This window comes from Arthrobacter psychrochitiniphilus (assembly GCF_003185915.1).
GTDB classification, from domain to species: domain Bacteria; phylum Actinomycetota; class Actinomycetes; order Actinomycetales; family Micrococcaceae; genus Specibacter; species Specibacter psychrochitiniphilus.
The window spans coordinates 42,012-60,758 of record NZ_QHLZ01000009.1 but is presented as its reverse complement, the minus strand read 5'-3'; the positions used below and the strand labels follow the sequence as shown (position 1 = coordinate 60,758).

At 59.9% G+C, this 18,747-nt stretch carries 17 protein-coding genes and 1 riboswitch; of the genes, 10 read left to right on the top strand and 7 right to left on the bottom strand.

Features of this window, described 5'->3' with window-relative positions:
• Positions 1 to 7: 7 nt before the first annotated feature.
• From CVS29_RS13965 to tkt, 3 genes are all read right to left on the bottom strand, one after another.
• Positions 8 to 1,645 carry a glucose-6-phosphate isomerase gene (locus CVS29_RS13965; RefSeq protein WP_110106944.1) on the bottom strand — a complete coding sequence of 546 codons (1,638 nt, stop codon included), beginning with the start codon at positions 1,643 to 1,645 and terminating at the stop codon, positions 8 to 10.
• 5 nt (positions 1,646 to 1,650) lie between these two features.
• A complete protein-coding gene (tal, locus tag CVS29_RS13960; protein ID WP_110106943.1) occupies positions 1,651 to 2,772 on the bottom strand; it encodes a transaldolase in 1,122 nt (373 codons plus the stop codon).
• A 167-nt stretch (positions 2,773 to 2,939) separates the two neighbouring features.
• Positions 2,940 to 5,066: a transketolase gene (tkt, locus tag CVS29_RS13955; RefSeq protein ID WP_245932248.1), complete on the bottom strand. Its 2,127-nt coding sequence runs from the start codon at positions 5,064 to 5,066 to the stop codon at positions 2,940 to 2,942.
• A 417-nt stretch (positions 5,067 to 5,483) separates the two neighbouring features.
• On the opposite strand from tkt, the gene CVS29_RS13950 reads away from it, so the two are divergent.
• The gene (locus CVS29_RS13950; protein WP_110106998.1) at positions 5,484 to 6,455 is read left to right on the top strand and encodes a heme o synthase; all 972 of its coding nucleotides are present in this window, start codon (positions 5,484 to 5,486) and stop codon (positions 6,453 to 6,455) included.
• A 350-nt stretch (positions 6,456 to 6,805) separates the two neighbouring features.
• Here CVS29_RS13950 and CVS29_RS13945 read toward each other — a convergent pair whose 3' ends face one another.
• The 3 genes from CVS29_RS13945 to CVS29_RS13935 are packed head-to-tail and all read right to left on the bottom strand — an operon-like array spanning position 6,806 to position 9,545.
• The gene (locus CVS29_RS13945; RefSeq protein WP_245932247.1) at positions 6,806 to 7,759 is read right to left on the bottom strand and encodes a COX15/CtaA family protein; all 954 of its coding nucleotides are present in this window, start codon (positions 7,757 to 7,759) and stop codon (positions 6,806 to 6,808) included.
• 14 nt (positions 7,760 to 7,773) lie between these two features.
• A complete protein-coding gene (locus CVS29_RS13940) occupies positions 7,774 to 8,544 on the bottom strand; it encodes an ABC transporter permease (RefSeq protein ID WP_110106940.1) in 771 nt (256 codons plus the stop codon).
• Entirely contained in the window at positions 8,541 to 9,545 is a 1,005-nt protein-coding gene (locus CVS29_RS13935; RefSeq protein ID WP_110106997.1) for an ABC transporter ATP-binding protein, read from the bottom strand. The genes CVS29_RS13940 and CVS29_RS13935 overlap by 4 nt, the downstream gene beginning before the upstream one ends.
• Positions 9,546 to 9,709: 164 nt before the next feature.
• On the opposite strand from CVS29_RS13935, the gene CVS29_RS13930 reads away from it, so the two are divergent.
• Genes CVS29_RS13930 through CVS29_RS13905 form a run of 6 tightly spaced genes read left to right on the top strand, consistent with a single transcriptional unit; the run spans position 9,710 to position 14,824 of the window.
• A complete protein-coding gene (locus CVS29_RS13930) occupies positions 9,710 to 10,483 on the top strand; it encodes a helix-turn-helix transcriptional regulator (protein ID WP_110106939.1) in 774 nt (257 codons plus the stop codon).
• Positions 10,483 to 11,958, top strand: coding sequence for a Fe-S cluster assembly protein SufB (gene sufB, locus CVS29_RS13925; protein ID WP_110106938.1), 1,476 nt, complete (start codon positions 10,483 to 10,485; stop codon positions 11,956 to 11,958). The genes CVS29_RS13930 and sufB overlap by 1 nt, the downstream gene beginning before the upstream one ends.
• A complete protein-coding gene (gene sufD / locus CVS29_RS13920) occupies positions 11,959 to 13,272 on the top strand; it encodes a Fe-S cluster assembly protein SufD (protein WP_110106937.1) in 1,314 nt (437 codons plus the stop codon).
• The gene (locus CVS29_RS13915) at positions 13,269 to 13,625 is read left to right on the top strand and encodes a non-heme iron oxygenase ferredoxin subunit (RefSeq protein WP_110106936.1); all 357 of its coding nucleotides are present in this window, start codon (positions 13,269 to 13,271) and stop codon (positions 13,623 to 13,625) included. Before sufD ends, CVS29_RS13915 begins: the two co-directional genes overlap by 4 nt.
• A 45-nt stretch (positions 13,626 to 13,670) precedes the next feature.
• Positions 13,671 to 14,438: a Fe-S cluster assembly ATPase SufC gene (sufC, locus tag CVS29_RS13910; protein ID WP_110106935.1), complete on the top strand. Its 768-nt coding sequence runs from the start codon at positions 13,671 to 13,673 to the stop codon at positions 14,436 to 14,438.
• Positions 14,439 to 14,473: 35 nt separating this feature from the next.
• Positions 14,474 to 14,824, top strand: a complete 351-nt coding sequence (locus CVS29_RS13905) for a metal-sulfur cluster assembly factor (protein WP_110106934.1) — start codon at positions 14,474 to 14,476, stop codon at positions 14,822 to 14,824.
• A 121-nt stretch (positions 14,825 to 14,945) separates the two neighbouring features.
• Here the strand turns inward: CVS29_RS13905 and ypfJ are convergent, their stop codons facing one another.
• Positions 14,946 to 15,860: a KPN_02809 family neutral zinc metallopeptidase gene (ypfJ, locus tag CVS29_RS13900; RefSeq protein WP_110106933.1), complete on the bottom strand. Its 915-nt coding sequence runs from the start codon at positions 15,858 to 15,860 to the stop codon at positions 14,946 to 14,948.
• A gap of 103 nt (positions 15,861 to 15,963) precedes the next feature.
• A riboswitch (Fluoride riboswitch) is annotated at positions 15,964 to 16,040 on the top strand.
• Positions 16,041 to 16,056: 16 nt separating this feature from the next.
• Between ypfJ and CVS29_RS13895 the strand changes: the two genes are divergently transcribed.
• From CVS29_RS13895 to CVS29_RS13885, 3 genes are read left to right on the top strand one after another with little or no spacing between them, the layout of a single operon-like run.
• Positions 16,057 to 16,812 carry a 2,3-bisphosphoglycerate-dependent phosphoglycerate mutase gene (locus tag CVS29_RS13895; protein WP_170120992.1) on the top strand — a complete coding sequence of 252 codons (756 nt, stop codon included), beginning with the start codon at positions 16,057 to 16,059 and terminating at the stop codon, positions 16,810 to 16,812.
• 54 nt (positions 16,813 to 16,866) lie between these two features.
• Positions 16,867 to 18,162: a phosphopyruvate hydratase gene (eno, locus tag CVS29_RS13890; RefSeq protein ID WP_110106931.1), complete on the top strand. Its 1,296-nt coding sequence runs from the start codon at positions 16,867 to 16,869 to the stop codon at positions 18,160 to 18,162.
• Positions 18,155 to 18,709, top strand: coding sequence for a universal stress protein (locus CVS29_RS13885; protein ID WP_110106930.1), 555 nt, complete (start codon positions 18,155 to 18,157; stop codon positions 18,707 to 18,709). Before eno ends, CVS29_RS13885 begins: the two co-directional genes overlap by 8 nt.
• Positions 18,710 to 18,747 lie beyond the last annotated feature (38 nt).

The window sequence follows — 18,747 nt, the reverse complement described above, 5'->3', positions numbered from 1 at the left end:
AGTAGCCTTATGCGTCTAAGTGGCGGCCAGCAAGTGTGGCTACCGCAGTCTTGAGTTGTGCAACGCCAGCAGCCACATCCAGCAGGTGTAGACGAAGCACGGGGCGTCCGTGATCTGCCAGCACGGCTGCATCACCAGCGGCTTGGGCGGAAATGAGCTCCCCAAAGCTAAACGGTCGGTCAGGAATAGCCAAATCGGTGGTCGCAGCACCCGTGACCTGCAAGAACACGCCAACGGCTGGGCCGCCCTTGTGGAACTGGCCGGTGGAGTGCAGGAAGCGCGGGCCCCAGCCAAAAGTGACAGGGCGTGAGGTCAGCGCGGCGAGGTCATTGCGTACGGATTCCAAGGGGGCGTAAGCCAGCCGGTCCAGGTACGCCTGAACGCTGAGGTAGCCGTCTGCGCCGAGCGTGTCTGCCAAAGCAGTCAGTGCCTGGGGGAGAGTTGCCGCCCCGGCCAGCCATCCGGCGTCGTTGTTTGCGCTGCGAACCTCAACGGCACCATCGGTGAACAGTGCTGCGGTGGCCTCAGGGGTAGCGTCCAGCAAACCACGGGCGGCCTCCTTGGCAGCCTCAACATCAGGCTGGTCAAAAGGATTGATGCCCAGCAGGCGCCCCGCAACAGCAGTGGCGAATTCCCACACCATCATCTGAGCACCTAGATCACCGGCAATACTGACCTCGTTCTCACGAAGTTCGGTCTCGGAATCCCCACCCACCAGCCGGACCACAAGAACATCGGCGGCACCGCTGGTGACCTCGGGGGAGTTCGGATCTGCCACCACGGGCAGCACACCCGTGCCCTGTTTGCCGGTGGACTCGGCGATGAGCTGCTCGGCCCAATCGGCGAAGCCCACAATGCCCGAGCCCTCATCCACGATCACAATCTTGTTGCGCAGCGGCGAGGTACCGCCCAGAGCCGCTCCAAGACGCAGACCGACGTTATCGACGTCGTCATCGCGCAGCATTTCGCCAGCTTCCTCAGCAGAGTTCAGCAGAGCTGAAATGTCAGCCCCGGCCAGGCCCGAAGGCACCAGGCCAAAAGCGGTCAGGCCCGAGTAGCGTCCGCCCACATTGGGATCTGCGTTGAAAACCTTGCGGTAACCGGCTTCGCGTGCAGCGCCATCCAGGGGAGAACCCGGATCGGTCACAATGATGATGCGGGACTTGGCGTCAATGCCGGCGGCCGTGAACTCCTGTTCGAAGATGCGGCGCTGGGAATCTGTTTCCAGCGTTGATCCCGATTTGGAGGAGACCACAATGGCTGTGGTAGTCAGGCGGTCGCTGACAGCTGCCCGGACCTGGTCAGGATCGGTGCTGTCCAGGACGGTGAGTTCCACGCCTGCTGTGGCCGTAATGACCTCAGGAGCCAGTGAAGATCCGCCCATGCCGCACAGCACAAAGTGGTTAATGCCCTCCGCACGCAATTCCTCACGCAAGGCAGTGATCTCTTCGAGCAGAGGTGCGCTAACCTCAGGCGCTTCTACCCAGCCAAGACGAATTGCAGACTCAGCCTCGGCTTCGGGACCCCACAACGTGGCATCCTTAGCGAATATCCGTGAGGCAACTTGGTCTGCCACCAGTGTCAGCAGCTGGCTGGCTCCAGCGTCCTTTGCGGCGCCTGTGGCCGCGAATGCCAATGATGTCATGGCGGTTAGCCTTCCGAACCGGCAGCGTCAAGGGCGTCCTGAACATGGTTCAAGAGTTCCTTCCAGCTGGCAACGAACTTGTCCAGACCTTCAGTTTCAAGCAAGGCTACAACCTCGTTGTAGGAGATGCCCAGGCGCTCGAGGTGGTTCAGCAGCGCGTTGGCATCTTCGTAGGTGCCGGTGATGGTGTCACCTGTGACAACGCCGTGATCGAACGTGGCGTCCAGGGTCTTCTCCGGCATGGTGTTGACCACGTTGGTGGCTACCAGTTCGGTGACATACAAGGTGTCGGGGTAGGCCGGGTTCTTCACACCGGTGGAGGCCCAGAGGGGGCGCTGGGGGAGTGCGCCGGCGTCGGCCAGCAAGGCCCAACGCTCGGAGGAGAAGATCTCCTCGAAGACCTGGTACGCCAGGCGGGCGTTGGCGAGGCCAGCCTTACCCTTGAGGGCAGCTGCTTCTTCGGTGCCCAGGGCGTCCAGGCGGCCGTCGATTTCCAGGTCTACGCGGGATACGAAGAAGGACGCCACCGAATGGATATCAGCCAAGTTGTGACCGTTGGCCTTGGCCAGTTCAAGCCCACTCAAGAATGCGTTGACAACGGCCCGGTAGCGCTCCAGTGAGAAGATCAACGTGACGTTGACGCTAATGCCTTCACCCAAGGTTGCCGTAATTGCTTCCAAGCCTTCCAATGTTGCGGGGATCTTGATGTAAACGTTGCTCTTGTTGACCTTGGCGTAGAGGCGCTTCGCCTCGGCGAAGGTGCCTTCGGTATCCCACGCTTTGCGGGGGTCAACCTCGATCGAGACACGGCCATCAACACCCTTGGTTGCGCTGGCAATGGGGGCGAACAGATCGCAACCGTCGGCAACATCGGAGGTGGTGATCTCAAAGACAGCGTCTTCGGCGCCAATACCGGCTGCCGAGAACTTCTTCAGCTCTGCCTGGTAGTCATTGCTCTTGGTGATGGCGGCTTCAAAAATGCTGGGGTTGGTGGTCACACCAACAACGTTCTTCTCCTCGATGAGCTTGGCCAAGCTACCGCTGTTGAGGCGGTCGCGGGACAGGTCATCTAGCCAGATGGAGACGCCAGCGGCGGAGAGTGCGGCAGTGGGAGTTGAATTCGTCATTTTGCTACTTCCTTGAGGTGAAGGCCCTGCATCTATCAGCACTGCAGGCGAGATAATCTATTCCCGCTGCCGCCGGTGCGAACCGACGGCAGCGGGCAAAATGGTGTGATGCGGTGTGGGGAGCTGCAAGAACAGCGCCCCCACACCGCAGGGAACGGCTTCGCCGCTTAGGCGCTGGCCGCAGCGATGGAGTCCTTGGCAGCAGCCGTGACTGCTTCCGTAGTGATGCCGAACTTCTCAAACAAAACCTTGTAATCAGCGGAGGCGCCGAAGTGTTCCAGAGAGATGGAGCGGCCAGCATCGCCAACAAATTCACGCCAGCCAAGAGCAAGGCCGGCTTCAACAGAGACACGAGCCTTGATACCGGCAGGCAGAACTGAATCCCGGTATTCGGGGCTCTGAGCCTTGAACCACTCCACACATGGCATGGAGACAACGCGGGCAGCAATGCCCTGCGCAGCCAAAGCCTCACGGGCCTCAACGGCCAGCTGGACCTCGGAACCCGTAGCGATCAAGATGACCGCAGGGGTAACCACGGCGCCGTTGGACACAGCTTCGGCCAGGACGTAGCCGCCCTTGGCCACTAGATCCGCAGAGGCGAAATCGGTGGCAGTGGCTGCTCCCGTGCCGCGCACGTAGGTGGGGATGTTCTGGCGAGTCAACACAATACCGGCAGGGTTCTCCGTGGTCTCCAAGATCTTCTTCCAGGAGGCCGAGACCTCGTTGGAGTCACCGGGGCGCACCACATCCAGGCCCGGGATGGCGCGCAAGCTCGAGAGCTGCTCCACAGGCTGGTGGGTGGGGCCGTCCTCGCCCAGGCCAATGGAATCGTGCGTCCAGACATAAATGGACGGTACCCCCATGAGGGCTGAGAGGCGGATGGCCGGGCGCTGGTAGTCGCTGAAGATCAAGAACGTACCGGAGAAGGCACGAGTGGGCCCGCTCAGGTGGATGCCGTTCACAATAGAGGCGGCAGCGTGCTCACGGATACCAAAGTGCAAAACACGGCCGTAGGGGCCACCGGACCAGGTCTCGGTCTGCTTGGAGGCGGGCACAAAAGAGCCGGTGCCTTCAATGGTGGTGTTGTTCGAACCTGCCAGGTCACAGGAACCACCCCAGAGCTCGGGGAGGACACCGCCAATGGCGTTCAAGACCTTGCCGGAGGCTGCACGGGTTGAAACATCCTTGCCGCCTTCAAAGACCGGCAGGTTTTCTTCCCAGCCGGCCGGCAGTTCCTTCTTTTCAATGCGTTCGAGCAGGGCAGCATTCTCCGGGTTTGCCTCGGCCCAGGCAGTGAAGCTGGTGTTCCACTCTTCGTGGGTGGCAGCGCCCCGCTCGAGCAACTGGCGGGTGTGATCCAAGACGGCGGGTTCCACAGCGAAGTGCTGTTCGGGATCAAAGCCCAGAGCTTCCTTGACGGCAGCAACTTCGGCTGCGCCCAGAGCGGAGCCGTGGATGGCTCCCGTGTTCTGCTTCTTGGGGGCCGGGTAGCCGATGATGGTGCGCAGTGAGATCAGTGAGGGCTTGGTTGTCTCTGCCTTCGCTGCTGCCAGGGCGCCATGCAATTCTGCAACGTCTTCTACGTATTCACCGGTCTTGGTCCAGTCCACCCGCTGGACATGCCAGCCGTAGGCCTCGTAGCGCTTGAGTACATCTTCGGAGTAGGCGATGTTGGTGTCATCTTCAATGGAGATGTGGTTGGAATCGTACACAACAACCATGTTGCCCAGTTCCTGGTGGCCGGCAAGGCTGGACGCTTCGCTCGTGACGCCTTCTTGGAGATCACCATCAGAGGCAATAACCCACACAGTGTGGTCGAAGGGGCTGGTGCCGGGGGCTGCTTCGGGATCGAGCATGCCGCGCATACGGCGCTGCGAGTAGGCGAAGCCCACTGCTGATGCCAGGCCCTGGCCCAACGGTCCGGTGGTGATTTCCACGCCGGCCGTGTGCTTGTATTCGGGGTGCCCGGGGGTCAAGGAACCCCAGGTACGCAGGGCTTCTAAGTCAGAGAGCTCCAGACCGTAACCGGAGAGGAACAGCTGTACATACAGTGTCAGCGAGGTGTGACCGGGGGAAAGAATGAAGCGGTCGCGGCCAATCCAATCGGGGTTCTTGGGATCAATCCGCATGACCTTTTGGAAGAGCAAGTATGCTGCAGGGGCCAAAGACATGGCCGTTCCGGGGTGGCCGTTGCCGACCTTCTCTACGGCGTCAGCGGCCAAAATGCGTGCGGTGTCCACTGCGCGCTGGTCGGTGGCGGTCCATGTGAACGTTGGCAAATCCAGATTTGACACTGACAGGTCCCTCTCGTTAGGGGCATAAATAGGGCAGGTACGGTCCAAGCCGTCCGGTCGGTCAACCGAAGTTTTCCGGCCCTCTCTGGCAGGTCCGCCCTGCGTCATCGCATTAAAGTAATTCCCAGCTTAGTCCTATGGGTGGTTCAGACCACTATAAATTCCAAGCCGTCAGGATTTTCTAAAGCTACACGATATAGCGGCGGGGGGTGTGATTCATTTTCACATGTTGCGAGAACGCGGCGTAAACTTGGACATTCGCTATTTTCACGCTGCACCCGCTCAAGCGGCTATGATTGAGCAAAGGTTAAACGCGCCCGCGGCTTCTACGCGCGCAGGCACGGTGCCACCGTTGATAAGTCGGTGCACTAACTGCCGGTCAGGATTCGCCGGCACAGATACAACAATGGAAACATGGTGACATTTCTCGTGAGTGCGACACATACCCCAACAACGCAGGCTTCGGCCAAAGTTGCGGTGAGCTTTTCGGACAAGGCCAAGGGGTATGTGGCGCTGACCAAGCCCCGGGTTGTGGAGCTTCTTCTGGTCACAACCCTGCCCACCATGTTTTATGCGCAGGGCTTTTCCGGCCAGGGCGGGGTTCCCGGCCTGTGGCTCATGGTCGCCACCATGGTGGGCGGTGCACTGGCTGCCGGTGCTGCCGGTGCCTTCAACTGCTACATTGACCGCGACATTGACAAGGTGATGAACCGAACCTCCAAGCGCCCCCTCGTGACGGGTGTCATCACCCCGCGTGAAGCGCTCATTTTCTCCTGGATTTTGACGGTTGTTGCTGTGGCGATGTTGTGGAGCGTCAACCCGCTCACCGGTATGTTGGGGATCGGTGCCATCTTCGTGTACGTGGTGGTCTACTCCCTCATCCTCAAGCGCCGCACCTCCCAGAATATTGTTTGGGGTGGGGCTGCCGGATGCTTCCCCGTCCTTATTGCGTGGGCGGCCGTGACTAACTCCGTGCAGTGGCCGGCCATCATCTTGTTCATGGTCATTTTCCTCTGGACCCCGCCGCATTACTGGCCCTTGTCTATGCGGTACAGCGACGATTACAACGCCGTCAACGTGCCCATGCTCGGTGCCGTGGCGGGGTCACGCACGGTGGCCGTCCAGGTAGTTCTCTACACCTGGGCCATGGTGGCGTGTTCGCTGCTCATGATTCCACTCGGTGGCGCAGGAATTGTCTACACCGTTGCGGCTCTGGGAGCCGGCGCCTGGTTCTTGTACGAGGCCCACACCCTCTACAGCAACTCGAAGAAGGACCTCGTCACCAAGAAGAATGCCATGAAGGTTTTTCACGTTTCTATCAGCTACTTGACGCTGCTGTTCCTGTCCCTGGCAGTAGATCCCTTTGTTGGTTCCGCACTCATGCGCTAAGGGACACTGGTCCTTTTACGCACGTCTTCACACGCACGTACATATAACGGCCGGCGCCTCCCACTAGGGAGGCTCCGGCCGTTATAGCTTAAGCACTGCCGCGCACGGGAACTGGTCGGATCACACGCACGCGGTGAGCGTGGCTCGCGCCCAACACCGCTCGAGAGTCCTGCCGCTACAACCCAGGCCTGGCAGGGTAGTGGCGGCCTAAGCGGCCTAGGTGACCTAAGCGGTCAAGGCGTGTGACTGTGCCGAAGGGAGCACAAAAGAGGCCGGCCACCTCAAGGAGAAGGTGCCGGCCGCCGTCGTGCATGGCTGGTTAAGGAGGTGCAGGGGTGGCGCAGTGAGGCCTAGGCCGCCACAGAATTCTTGCCTCGGCGCAGTGCCACGTCCACCATGTTGGTGGCAACGCTGAGCATGAGGGAGGCGCCCAACATGTGGACAATCACGAGCAGGATCGGGATGCCTGTGAAGTACTGCCAGTAGCCAATGAAGCCTTGGAAAAGTACCGAGACGAACAACAGCAGGGCCGCATTGCGCACAACACTGTCCTTGCCGTTGCGCCACAGAAGGATGACCAGCACAAGGGCAGTTGCTACGAGAACATAGACGGGGACAGCGTGCAGGCGCGTGACAAAGTAGCCGTTGAGTTCCATGCGCGGTGACGTGGAATCGCCCGAGTGCGGACCGGAGCCGGTGACCAGGGTGCCCAGGATTACGGCAAGGTAGCTGGCGATGGCGGCAATAACGCTGAGCTGACGGACCAGCGGCCGGGCGCGCGCAATGGTAGTAGGCCCCGTAACACCGGTTCGCCCGTAGCATCTGTTGACAAGCAGCATGGAGACCACAACGAGCGCGGCCGAGACCAGGAAGTGCAGGCTCACCACGTAGGGATTCAGGCCTGTCAGCACGGTGACACCACCAATGATGGCCTGGGCGGGGATGACGGCCAGCAGGCCAAACGCCAGCCAAAACAGGTCCTTGCGCTCCTTGCGCAGATTCCACAGCATGATCAGCAGGACCAGCCCCACAGCGGCCAGGGCGAAAGTCAGCGTGCGGTTCACGAACTCGATGAGGCCGTGAATGCCCATTTCCGCCGTATTGGTCAAGGAATCAGCCGTGCATTTGGGCCAGGTGGGGCAGCCCAGGCCGGAGCCTGTGACTCGGACAACGCCGCCCGAGACAATCAGGATGCCTTGGCCAATCAGGGATGCCACGCTTAGCCGCTTGATGGCGGGCGTGACTGTGCTCGGCAGCTTTTGGGTAAAGTTGCGCAGGGCTGTTACGGTGCTGCTTTGACTCACTTCAGTGACGCCTTTCAATTCCATTTGAACCATTTGACGGCGGCAATGGCGGCTGCCACACCCCATGCCAACAAAACAAGGAGCCCCCACAGATCGAGGCGGCTTTCAATCAGTGCCGCACGCATTAAATTGCCCAGGGCTCCTGAGGGCAGCCACTGCACAATTCCATCAAGAGAGCTGGAGAACTTTGCCGCGGGCAGTACAATCCCGCCAAGGGCGGCAAACAATATCCACCCGAGGTTGGTGATGGCCAGAGTCGCCTCGGGGCGCACGGTGCCGGCGATCAGTAGACCCAAGGCAGTGAACGCGGCTGCGCCTAGGATCAACAGGGGGATGCCCAGCAGCACACCTATCAGGGGCGGACGCCAGCCCATGAATGCGGCCACCGCTGAAATGAGAACCACCTGCAGGGCCAGCGAAACGAGCACGGCAATGACTTTGCCGGCAATGAGCCCGCCCTTGCCCAGCGGTGTTGTGGACATGAACCGCAGCACACCGTAGCGCCGATCAAAGCCTGTGGCGATGCCCTGGCCGGTGAAGGCTGTGGACAAGGCGCAGAGCGCAAGGATGCCGGGTGCGGCGATGGCAACGCGAGGGTGGCCCATGCCATCGAGCAGGGGAGTGAACACCAAGGCTAAGAGCCCGAGCAGGGGCATCACCACCATGAGGACCAGCTGTTCGCCGTTGCGCAGCATGGTGCCGGCCTCGTACCTGCCCTGGTTCAGGATTCGCCTAGCTAGTGTGGCGGGTTGTGCCGGAGCGGCATTGTGGAAAAGCGTGCTCATGAAATTCCCATGGTCTGCGGGTTGGTTTCGGAGGAGGCGGGGGCCTGTGGCATGGATCCCTCGGAGATGGCCAAAAAGACGTCTTCCAGGGATTGGGAGGCCAGGTGTACGGAGGTCGGCATGACGTCCAGACGCTGACACCAAGAACCAAAACGGGCCAGATCTGATGGCTCCAACTGGCCGGAGAGGACATAGCTGCCGGGACGGGTCTCGGTGCATTCCAGCTGCGGCCGTAGCAGTGCAGTCACATCCAGGCGTGGTGATGCCTCAAAGGTCATGGCGCGGTGTCTCAGTGATTCCGTGGAGGTTTGAAGTAGTTCCTGGACGGTTCCGCTGGCTACTGATTCACCCTTGTCTACGATGTAAACGTAGTCGGCGAGGCGTTGCGCATCATCAAGGAGGTGCGTGGTGAGAATAATGGCTTTACCTGCATCGCGCAGCTCGCGGATCAGCTCAAAGACCATGATGCGTGAGGCAGGGTCAAGGCCCGCGCTGGGCTCATCCAAAAACAAGACCTCAGGGTTCCCCAGGAGGCTGGCGGCGAGAGCCACGCGTTGCTTCTGGCCGCCGGACAGGCGGCGGATGGAGGTGTCGGCAAACTCACTAATCCCGAGCCGGTCCACCAGTGCATCAACTGGGAGCGGGGTCGCGTAGAGGCCAGCCACATGATGCAGCAAGGCGACGGGCCGGGCGGCAGGTGGCAGTCCGCCGTCTTGGAGCATCACACCAACTCTGGCGCGTAGTCCGGCGTCGGCCGTTTCAGGGTCCTGGCCTAGGAGGGAAATTTGGCCTCCAGTCCGTGTTTGCAGGCCCTGTGCACATTCAATCGTGGTGGTTTTTCCGGCACCATTTGCGCCGAGTAATGCCGTTACCTGGCCAAAGTGGGCCGTGAGGCTAATATTGGAAACTACGCGCTTCATCCGGCCATCTAATGCGGGTACGGGCCCAACGTCTTTGATAAGCCCTCGGATGATCAGGGCAGGGTTTAGTGTCTTTCTCACGCGGCCATTGTACGCGAAGCAATTGGGAGCTTTGCCGGGAGCGTTGATTTTCCGCACCGTGGAACCCGCCGTGGGTAGGCTCACCTTAGTGGCAGTAGCTCCTCAATTACGGCATACTTGTCTTATCTAATGGTGTGCGAAATATCGACTGCGTGGAGGTGTCAATGAATCAGCCAGTAACGCGTGGGCTTGCGCCCGGCGCCGAACCTGATGAACGTACCCGAGACCGGGTCATGACTGCCGTCCTGGAACAAGGTCCTGTCAGCGCAGCCCAATTGGGTGCCGTCTTGGGACTGACGCCCGCAGCCGTTCGCCGGCACCTGGATACCTTGACTCGTGAAGGACTCATAGAGGTCAAGTTGGTCAGCAACGCAAAAAGCGGTGCCGGCCGTCCTGCCCGCCGCTATGTTGTCTCACGGCGTGGCCAGACAGAGATCGGTGAGGATTATCTGCAGATTGCCGCACAGGCACTCAATGAGATCTCCGAGCTTCGGGGTGAAGCAGGTGTAGTGGATTTTGCTCAACGTCGCTTTGCCCGCATGGAGGCGAAGTACCAACCGCTCGTAGATGCTGCTGGCATGGACGTAGCCGCACGCTCCAAGGCCTTGGCGGCGGCGCTGAACGCGGATCGCTTCGTTGCCACCTCAAACTCGCTCAACAGCGGAAGCGCCATGGCAGCGGAGCAGTTGTGCCAGGGGCATTGCCCCATTCAGGAACTTGCCAGTTCCTTTCCTCAATTTTGCGATGCCGAGACCGAGGTTTTCTCCCGGTTGATTGGCGTCGACGTGCGCAGGCTCTCCACTATGGCAAGTGGGGGGCACGTGTGCACTACACATGTGCCAACGGGGCGGGCAGTGGTCCGCAAACTAGCGGTCATACCTGCCGGCATGAAAAGCCCCGTGGACTCAATTTCCAAACATCAGCAAGAAAGGCCGTGATGACGGATCAATTAGCGCAGGATGTAAGCGCTCATGGTGACGTGGTGGATGCCACCAACCACGACATCCTCGAAAGAAACCCCGAACTGGATGGTTTGGGAAATTACGCGTTCGGCTGGTCCGACAAAAACGAGGCCAGCGATAACGCACGCCGCGGCCTCAGCGAAGAAGTCGTTCGTGATATCTCGGCCAAGAAGGGCGAACCAGCATGGATGCTGGATATGCGCCTGAAGGGTTTGAAGTACTTTGATCGCAAGCCCATGCCCACCTGGGGTGCAGACCTCTCCGGCATTGACTTCGATAACATCAAGTACTTTGTGCGCTCCACGGAGAAGCAGGCTGGCAGCTGGGAAGAGCTCCCCGAGGACATCCGGAACACCTACGAGAAGCTGGGTATCCCGGAAGCCGAGCGCAACCGCTTGGTGGGTGGCGTCACCGCCCAGTACGAGTCCGAGGTTGTGTACCACCAGATCCGTGAGGACCTAGAGGAGCAGGGCGTCATCTTCACCGACACCGACACTGCCCTGCGGGAACACCCGGAGATTTTCCAGGAGTACTTTGGCACCATGATCCCTGTGGGCGATAACAAGTTCGCCTCATTGAACACGGCAGTCTGGTCCGGCGGTTCCTTCGTTTACGTCCCCAAGGGCGTTCGCGTGGAAATCCCGCTGCAGGCGTACTTCCGTATCAACACCGAGAACATGGGCCAGTTTGAGCGCACGCTCATCATTGCCGATGAAGACAGCTACGTGCACTACATCGAAGGCTGCACGGCACCGATCTACACCTCGGATTCCCTGCACTCGGCCGTTGTCGAGATCGTGGTCAAGAAGAACGCCCGCGTTCGCTACACCACCATCCAGAACTGGTCCAACAACGTGTACAACCTGGTCACCAAGCGGGCCATTGCACACGAAGGCGCCACCATGGAATGGGTTGATGGCAACATCGGCTCTAAGGTCACCATGAAGTACCCGGCTGTTTACTTGGTGGGCGAGCATGCCAAGGGCGAGACGCTCTCGGTTGCGTTTGCCGGCGAAGGCCAGCACCAGGACACCGGCTCCAAGATGGTTCACATTGCGCCTAACACCCAGTCCTCCATCATCTCCAAGTCGGTCGCCCGTGGCGGTGGCCGCGCAGCTTACCGTGGCCTGGTCCAGATCCGCGAGGGTGCACACCACTCGGCCAACACGGTTCGCTGTGATGCCCTGCTGGTTGATAACTACTCCCGCTCGGACACCTACCCCTATGTTGACGTTCGTGAAGACGAAGTCTCCATGGGTCACGAAGCCACCGTGTCCAAGGTCAGCGAAGAGCAGTTGTTCTACCTGCAGTCCCGCGGCATGCCCGAGGACGAGGCCATGGCCATGATTGTGCGCGGCTTCATCGAGCCGATCGCCAAGGAACTCCCCATGGAATACGCGCTTGAACTGAACCGCCTGATCGAACTGCAGATGGAAGGGGCCGTCGGTTAAATGACCGAGCTCACAGAAGAAAAGACAACCGGCGAAGTATGGACGCAGGGCTTCATCAAGGGCATGACCGAAGAAGGCGAAAGCCTCTCCGAGATCAACCCTGAAAGTGGCCCCCTGGGCGGCGCCGCTGCCAAGGCCCACAGCCACGGTGGCGACAGTCATGGCGGAGGAGTCGGCGTTCCCGATTCCTCTCGCGCAGGCCGCCTGACCTCCTACAAGCTGGCCGACTTCCCCGTCATCACGGGTCGAGAAGAAGAATGGCGCTTCACCCCGCTCAAGCGCATGCGCGGACTTGATCGTGTTGGCGTAAAGGGCCAAGAACTTAACGGTCCCGCCCCGCTGGTAGAAGTCAACAAGCCCGACGGCGTCACGGTTGAGACCGTGGGCCGCGAGGACTCACGCATCGGTTCCGCAGGCATCCCCGAGGACCGCGTTGCCGCGGCCGCGTGGGAAAACTTTGCCGAAGCTACCGTTGTCACCTTGCCTGCTGAATTTGTTGGCAATTCCGAGAACGTCACCACCTTGACCCTGACGGGCCAGGGCGAGATTCCCGCAGCCTCACATATTGTGGTTCACGCCAAGAAGTTCGCCACGGGTGTTGTTGTGCTTGACCACCGCGGCACCGCAGTGCTCTCGGAGAACGTGGAGATCCTTGTCGAAGATGGTGCCAACTTGACTGTTGTCAGCATCCAGGATTGGAACGACGACGCCGTGCACGCCAGCGCTCAGCACATCAAGGTGGGCCGCGATGCGAAAGTCAAGCACGTGGTTATCAACCTCGGCGGCAATTTGCTGCGCACCACCCCAGCCGCGCGCTACAGCGGCACCGGTGCCGAGGTAGAAATGTACGGCCTCTACTTCGCTGATGCGGGTCAGCACTTGGAACAGCGCCTCTTTGTGGATCACTCCACCAAGAACTGCAAGTCACGCGTCACCTATAAGGGTGCCCTGCAGGGCGAGAATGCTCACGCCGTATGGATTGGCGACGTGCTGATCCGCAAGCAGGCTGAAGGTACTGACACCTATGAGATGAACCGCAACCTGATTCTGACCAAGGGCGCCCGTGCGGATTCCGTGCCCAACCTGGAAATCGAGACAGGCATGATCGAGGGTGCCGGACACGCAAGTGCCACGGGACGCTTTGATGATGAGCAGCTGTTCTACCTGCAGGCTCGTGGCATTGACGAGGAATCGGCCCGCCGTCTGGTGGTCCGTGGCTTCCTGAACGAGGTCATCCAACAGATCAAGGTGCCGGCTCTTGAAGAGCGCCTGCGCGAGACCGTTGAACGTGAACTTGAGGCGACCGCACTGTGAGTGATTCCTCCGCGCCCGCCGGCGTCATTGTCTGCAAGGACAGTGATGTAGAGGTGAAGTCCGCCTTCTTAGTTGAGGTGGACGATTACCCCATCGCCATTGTGCGTGACTCCTATGGGGAGCTTCATGCCATCGGGGACACCTGCTCACACGCAGAGATATCCCTCAGCGAAGGCGACGTGGAGGAGCGCACCATTGAATGCTGGGCGCATGGCAGCTCTTTCGACCTAACATCAGGTCAACCGCTGACCCTGCCCGCATTCGAGCCCGTGCCTGTCTTTTCATTGACCGTTCATGGTGACGACGTCTATGTGGACGTCACCAACATTCTTAATGGTGTCAGCACGCAGTAGCGTCGCTCGCCCACAGATACAAAAATTCTTAGGAGAAAATAGAGTATGTCTACTCTGGAAATCAAGGACCTGCACGTCAGTATTGAGACCGAGCAGGGCGTCAAGGCCATCCTCAAGGGTGTCAGCCTGACCATCAACACCGGTGAAACACATGCCATCATGGGCCCCAACGGCTCAGGCAAGTCCACCCTTGCGGCAACCATTGCCGGGCACCCCCGCTACACCGTTGACAGCGGCTCCATCACCCTCGACGGCGAAGATGTTCTTCAGATGAGTGTTGACCAGCGTGCCCGTGCCGGACTGTTCCTGGCCATGCAGTACCCGGTGGAAATCCCCGGCGTCACCATGACCAACTTCCTGCGCACAGCCAAGACGGCAATCGACGGCGAAGCACCCAAGCTGCGCACCTGGACCAAGGACGTCAAGGCTGCCATGGCGAAACTGCGCATCGAGCCTGAGTTCGCCGAGCGCAACGTCAATGAAGGCTTCTCCGGTGGCGAGAAGAAGCGTCACGAAATTCTCCAGCTCGAACTCTTGCACCCCAAGTTCGCAATCCTTGATGAGACCGACTCAGGCCTTGACGTTGATGCGCTGAAGATTGTCTCCGAGGGTGTCAACCGCTCCATCGAAACCGGCGGTTTGGGCACTGTGCTCATCACTCACTACACCCGGATCCTGCGCTACATCAAGCCGGACTTCGTTCACGTTTTCGTTGACGGTGCCATCGCCGAGCAGGGCGGCCCCGAGCTTGCCGACCGCTTGGAAGAAGAAGGCTACGACCGCTACCAGGTTGCAGAGACGGCTTCGGCTTAATCGCCGGCTACTCCACCGACCGTTAGGATGGAATCATGACTGACATCAGCGAAACAAGCGCAGCCCCGGTTGCTGGCCAAACCGCTCTCGAGGACATCGAGGAGGCGCTCATGGACGTTATTGACCCCGAACTGGGTGTCAATATTGTGGATCTGGGCCTGCTCTATGGCCTGCGTTACGGCGACGACGGTGCCGTGCTGTTGGACATGACGCTCACCACGGCGGCGTGCCCCTTGCAGGACGTCATCGAGGAGCAGGTGGAGAACTCCCTCAGCCCCATCGTTGACGAATGGCGCATCAACTGGGTGTGGATGCCGCCGTGGGGTCCGGAACGGATCACAGACGACGGTCGCGACCAGATGCGTGCCCTGGGCTTCAACATCTAGTCACCACATAAGACGCGCGCTACAGTTCCCTCGCGGGCAGTAAGATTTCTTCGGTCGCTAAGCGACCTTTGAAATCCATCCCCGCTCCGGGAATCGTAGCGCGCGTCTGCAGTTAATGCGGCTATACCTTCGGCACTGAGAACGTATCGCAGGCTGCCATATCGGTACTTTGGTAGCCCTTGTACAGCCACTTTTGGCGCTGCTCGCTGGAGCCGTGGGTCCATGATTCCGGATTGGTTCGCCCGGTGGCGGCCTTCTGAATCCGGTCATCCCCAACAGAGGACGCTGCCGAAAGAGCATCGTTGAGATCGTTTTGAGTCAGCGGCTTCAAGAAGGGTTGGTTGCTGCCAGGGGCGGGTTGGGATGAGGCATAACGCATCCAGATGCCGGCGTAGCAATCTGCTTGCAGTTCGGTGCGGACTGCTGCGGATTGTGAGCCCTTGGGGCCCTGTTGGGCCTTGCCAATGGTGCCTGTCAGGTTCTGTATGTGGTGACCAAATTCGTGGGCAACCACATACTCCTGAGCAAGCGGCCCGCCCGAGGAACCGAATTGGGTTTCCAACTGGGCAAAGAAGTCCGGGTCAAAGTAGGCGTTGTTGTCGCCGGGGCAGTAGAACGGACCCACGGCTGAGCTGGCCGCGCCGCACGCAGTGCTGACGCTTCCGCTGAAGATCACTGTCTTGGGAAGGGAATAGCCCACCCCATACTGGTCCAGGTAACCGGGCCAGAAGCTATTGAGCGAATTGGCTGTGCCAAGAATCCTGCAGTCAAGGCGCTCATTGGCGTCCTGACCTGTTCGGCAACTCTCCAATGCGGACCCATTGGACGCTTCGATGGCTGGTTGGTTGCCTGTATCACCTATCAGCGCCGTGAGCAGATCAGGGTTTATTCCCAGCAGCGCACCGATCAACACCACAATGCCACCGCCTAGACCCAAGCCCACCTTTGCGCCTCGGCCCTTACCTGCGGTGCTGCCGCGGCCGCGCCTATCTTCACCTTGCGAGGGGTCTAGCCGCGCACCTTCGTTGAAAGTCATGGACCCAGAATACCGGCTCCACTCCTACTTTCTGTAGCAGCTCCGCGGGCATCGCTGCTGGCCCAACGCGGAGGCTGGCGTTAGTTGCGGCAAAAAAGGTAGAGTCTAAAGTGGTGATGGATCCCGCCGGAGCGCAGTTGCAGCTCGAACCGCCGTCTGGCTGATGGTTCCTACCTTAGATAAAGGTAGGTGGGCTATGCCCAATGTCGGCACCCTTGTTATTCTTCGTCATGGAGAAAGCACCCTCAATGCACAGGGTCGCTTTACGGGCCTACTTGATCCCGTATTGACACCGCGTGGCCGTGAGGAAGTTCGCCATGCTGGGGAAACCCTCACCGACTTAGGATTTATCCCTCAAATAATTTTCTCTTCCACCATGTGCCGTGCTGTGGAGAGTGCCAATCTTGTCAACGCTCTGCTCACGGCAGGCACCGTGCCTGTGTTGAGGGCGTGGGAGCTCAACGAACGTAACTACGGATCCTTGACCGGGCGGAGCAGAACAGAATTACTGCGTGAGTTCGGCCCCGAGGTCCTCCACCAGTGGCGCAGGTCAATGCATCAGGCGCCTCCGCCCATGACGGGCTGGCAACTAGAGTCCATCAGGGCCAGCCCGGCATTGGCTACTATGCCAGCAAGCGCCATTTTGAAGACAGAGTCCCTAGATGCTGTGGTCACACGCGTCCGGGGTCTCTGGAGCAAAATCCTGAGGCCTGCGTTGGTGTCAGGTTCCAACGTTTTGGTGATTGGGCACGGCAATTCTCTGCGCGCCCTGTGCATGCTCATCGATTCCCTGAGTGAGGATGAAGTTGAGCGGTTAAATCTACCTACAGGGCAACCCTTGCACTACAGCTTTCAGCCCGGTTGCGTGCCATGCCCTCGGGGTGGGATTTATCTTAACCCCGGCGCAGCAGCCCACGCAGTGAGCGTACTGGCCATGGACGGAGGCACGTGAAAACAGGATTCTTACAATCCTTGCCAACCCCCACCGCGCACGGGAGTAATCACCATGACTGAGTTATCTTTCACCGACGTCCACGCACTGCAGATCCTCGATTCACGCGGCTACCCAACGCTGCGCGTCACCCTCACATCTAAGGATGGAACCATTGCCACGGCCTCGGCACCTTCCGGGGCATCCACCGGCGCCCATGAGGCTGTGGAACTGCGCGACGGCGGCCAAGCCTACTCCGGGCGCGGGGTTAGTAAAGCCGTGGACGGTATCAATGCTGAGATTCGCCAGCTGTTGCTTTCCCAGTCTTGGAGTGCCCAACGGGGTGTGGATGAGGCTCTGTGCGATTTGGATGGGACGGCGGAGAAGTCCCGGCTAGGAGCTAACACCGTGGTTGCGGTTTCCATGGCCAGCGCACGGGCCTTTGCGGCTCACTCCCGCCATCCACTGCACGCATGGATTGCACACACTTTGGGAAAGGCGGAACGCCTCCCTGTCCCTCATTTTAACGTCCTCAACGGGGGAGCCCATGCCGCCAACCCGCTGGCTTTCCAAGAATTCATGATCGCCCCCACCGGTGCCCCCACGCTGGCTGAGGGTATCCGGTGGGGCTCGGAAATCTACCATGCACTAAGTGCAAAACTGCGGCGCAAGGGCCTCTCCACGGGGCTGGGGGATGAGGGTGGTTATGCCCCTGAAATATCGCGGCCTGAAGAAGCCCTGGATTTGATCACGGCCGCCATAGTCGATGCAGGCTACACTCTGGGTCTCGAGGGTGTCTCAATCGCCCTGGATCCGGCTGCAAACTACTTCTACCATGACGGCACGTACGTGTTCAACGGGCGCAGCTTCACACCTACACAAATGACTGGGTACTACCAGAAGCTGATCACGGACTACCCTATTCGCAGCCTAGAAGACCCGCTTGCTGAGGATGATCCACACGGGTGGCCGGAACTAACCGCGGCTCTGGGGCAGCGGGTGCAAGTTGTTGGAGATGACCTGTTCGTCACCAATCCTGACAGGGTCCGCGAGGGTATCAGCACCGGCGCAGCTAACGCCGTCTTAATCAAACCCAACCAAATCGGCACCGTGACCGAAACCCTTGACACGCTCAGCGTTGCCGATCGGGGCGGCTTTGCCGCCATGGTTTCACACCGGTCCGGGGAGACAGAGGATACCTTTGTGGCAGATCTGGCCGTAGGCGCCGGCTGTGGACAACTCAAATCCGGGGCGCCGGCCCGGGGGGAGCGAGTAGCCAAATACAACCGGCTCCTGGAAATCGCTGATGCAAGCCCTACGATGCCCTACGGGCTCGTCCTGACGGAAGGTGGAAGGACTCGAGATGCGTGATCACCAAAAGAAGGCTGAAGAATTGGCAGCGGCTGCGTCCAGAACTGCGTTGAAGGGGCCCATTCTCGTGGGTGTGGTGCCAGGGCAGCCACTGATCGTGATCCGGCAAGCTGCGGATCTGGCGTACAGTCTAGGCGTAGAACTCGTGTTTGCTTACGTGGATGTCACCCGGTATTTGGTCCAGGACAATGACGGAACAGGTAGTAGATCGGCGCCGATCGATCCGGATGGGGTAGATGAACCGGACGACGTCGAAGGTACGGCCAGCTCAATCCGGGAAGTAATCGCCATGGAGCTGGGATCTGACGAGGTGAAATGGACCTTTGTGAGTCTTGCTGGGGAGCCTGCCCGGTCTCTGGGGCGTCTCGCCGCGGACGTCTTTGCCTGCCTCATTGTTGTGGGAACGCGTGAGCGCGGGGTGGGTGCACGTTTGGAGCAACTTCTCGTAGGATCGGTTGCTGTGCATCTAACCCACCGTCAGCTCCGTCCTGTGTTGGTGATTCCGCTGGATCCGCACGCCGCAAGGGATGCTTCTCAATGGCACTAGCAAGATCGGAAAACATGGAACCAGAGTCACTCCCGGGG

What these genes read in the sequence shown, in the direction of transcription:
- sufC (WP_110106935.1), top strand. Translation starts at nt 13,671, where the DNA reads ATGTCTACTCTGGAAATCAAGGACCTGCACGTCAGTATTGAGACCGAG.
- sufD (WP_110106937.1), top strand. Translation starts at nt 11,959, where the DNA reads ATGACCGAGCTCACAGAAGAAAAGACAACCGGCGAAGTATGGACGCAG.
- eno (WP_110106931.1), top strand. Translation starts at nt 16,867, where the DNA reads ATGACTGAGTTATCTTTCACCGACGTCCACGCACTGCAGATCCTCGAT.
- tal (WP_110106943.1), bottom strand. Translation starts at nt 2,772, where the DNA reads ATGACGAATTCAACTCCCACTGCCGCACTCTCCGCCGCTGGCGTCTCC.
- ypfJ (WP_110106933.1), bottom strand. Translation starts at nt 15,860, where the DNA reads ATGACTTTCAACGAAGGTGCGCGGCTAGACCCCTCGCAAGGTGAAGAT.
- sufB (WP_110106938.1), top strand. Translation starts at nt 10,483, where the DNA reads ATGACGGATCAATTAGCGCAGGATGTAAGCGCTCATGGTGACGTGGTG.
- CVS29_RS13905 (WP_110106934.1), top strand. Translation starts at nt 14,474, where the DNA reads ATGACTGACATCAGCGAAACAAGCGCAGCCCCGGTTGCTGGCCAAACC.
- CVS29_RS13930 (WP_110106939.1), top strand. Translation starts at nt 9,710, where the DNA reads ATGAATCAGCCAGTAACGCGTGGGCTTGCGCCCGGCGCCGAACCTGAT.
- CVS29_RS13885 (WP_110106930.1), top strand. Translation starts at nt 18,155, where the DNA reads ATGCGTGATCACCAAAAGAAGGCTGAAGAATTGGCAGCGGCTGCGTCC.
- CVS29_RS13940 (WP_110106940.1), bottom strand. Translation starts at nt 8,544, where the DNA reads ATGAGCACGCTTTTCCACAATGCCGCTCCGGCACAACCCGCCACACTA.
- CVS29_RS13895 (WP_170120992.1), top strand. Translation starts at nt 16,057, where the DNA reads ATGCCCAATGTCGGCACCCTTGTTATTCTTCGTCATGGAGAAAGCACC.
- CVS29_RS13965 (WP_110106944.1), bottom strand. Translation starts at nt 1,645, where the DNA reads ATGACATCATTGGCATTCGCGGCCACAGGCGCCGCAAAGGACGCTGGA.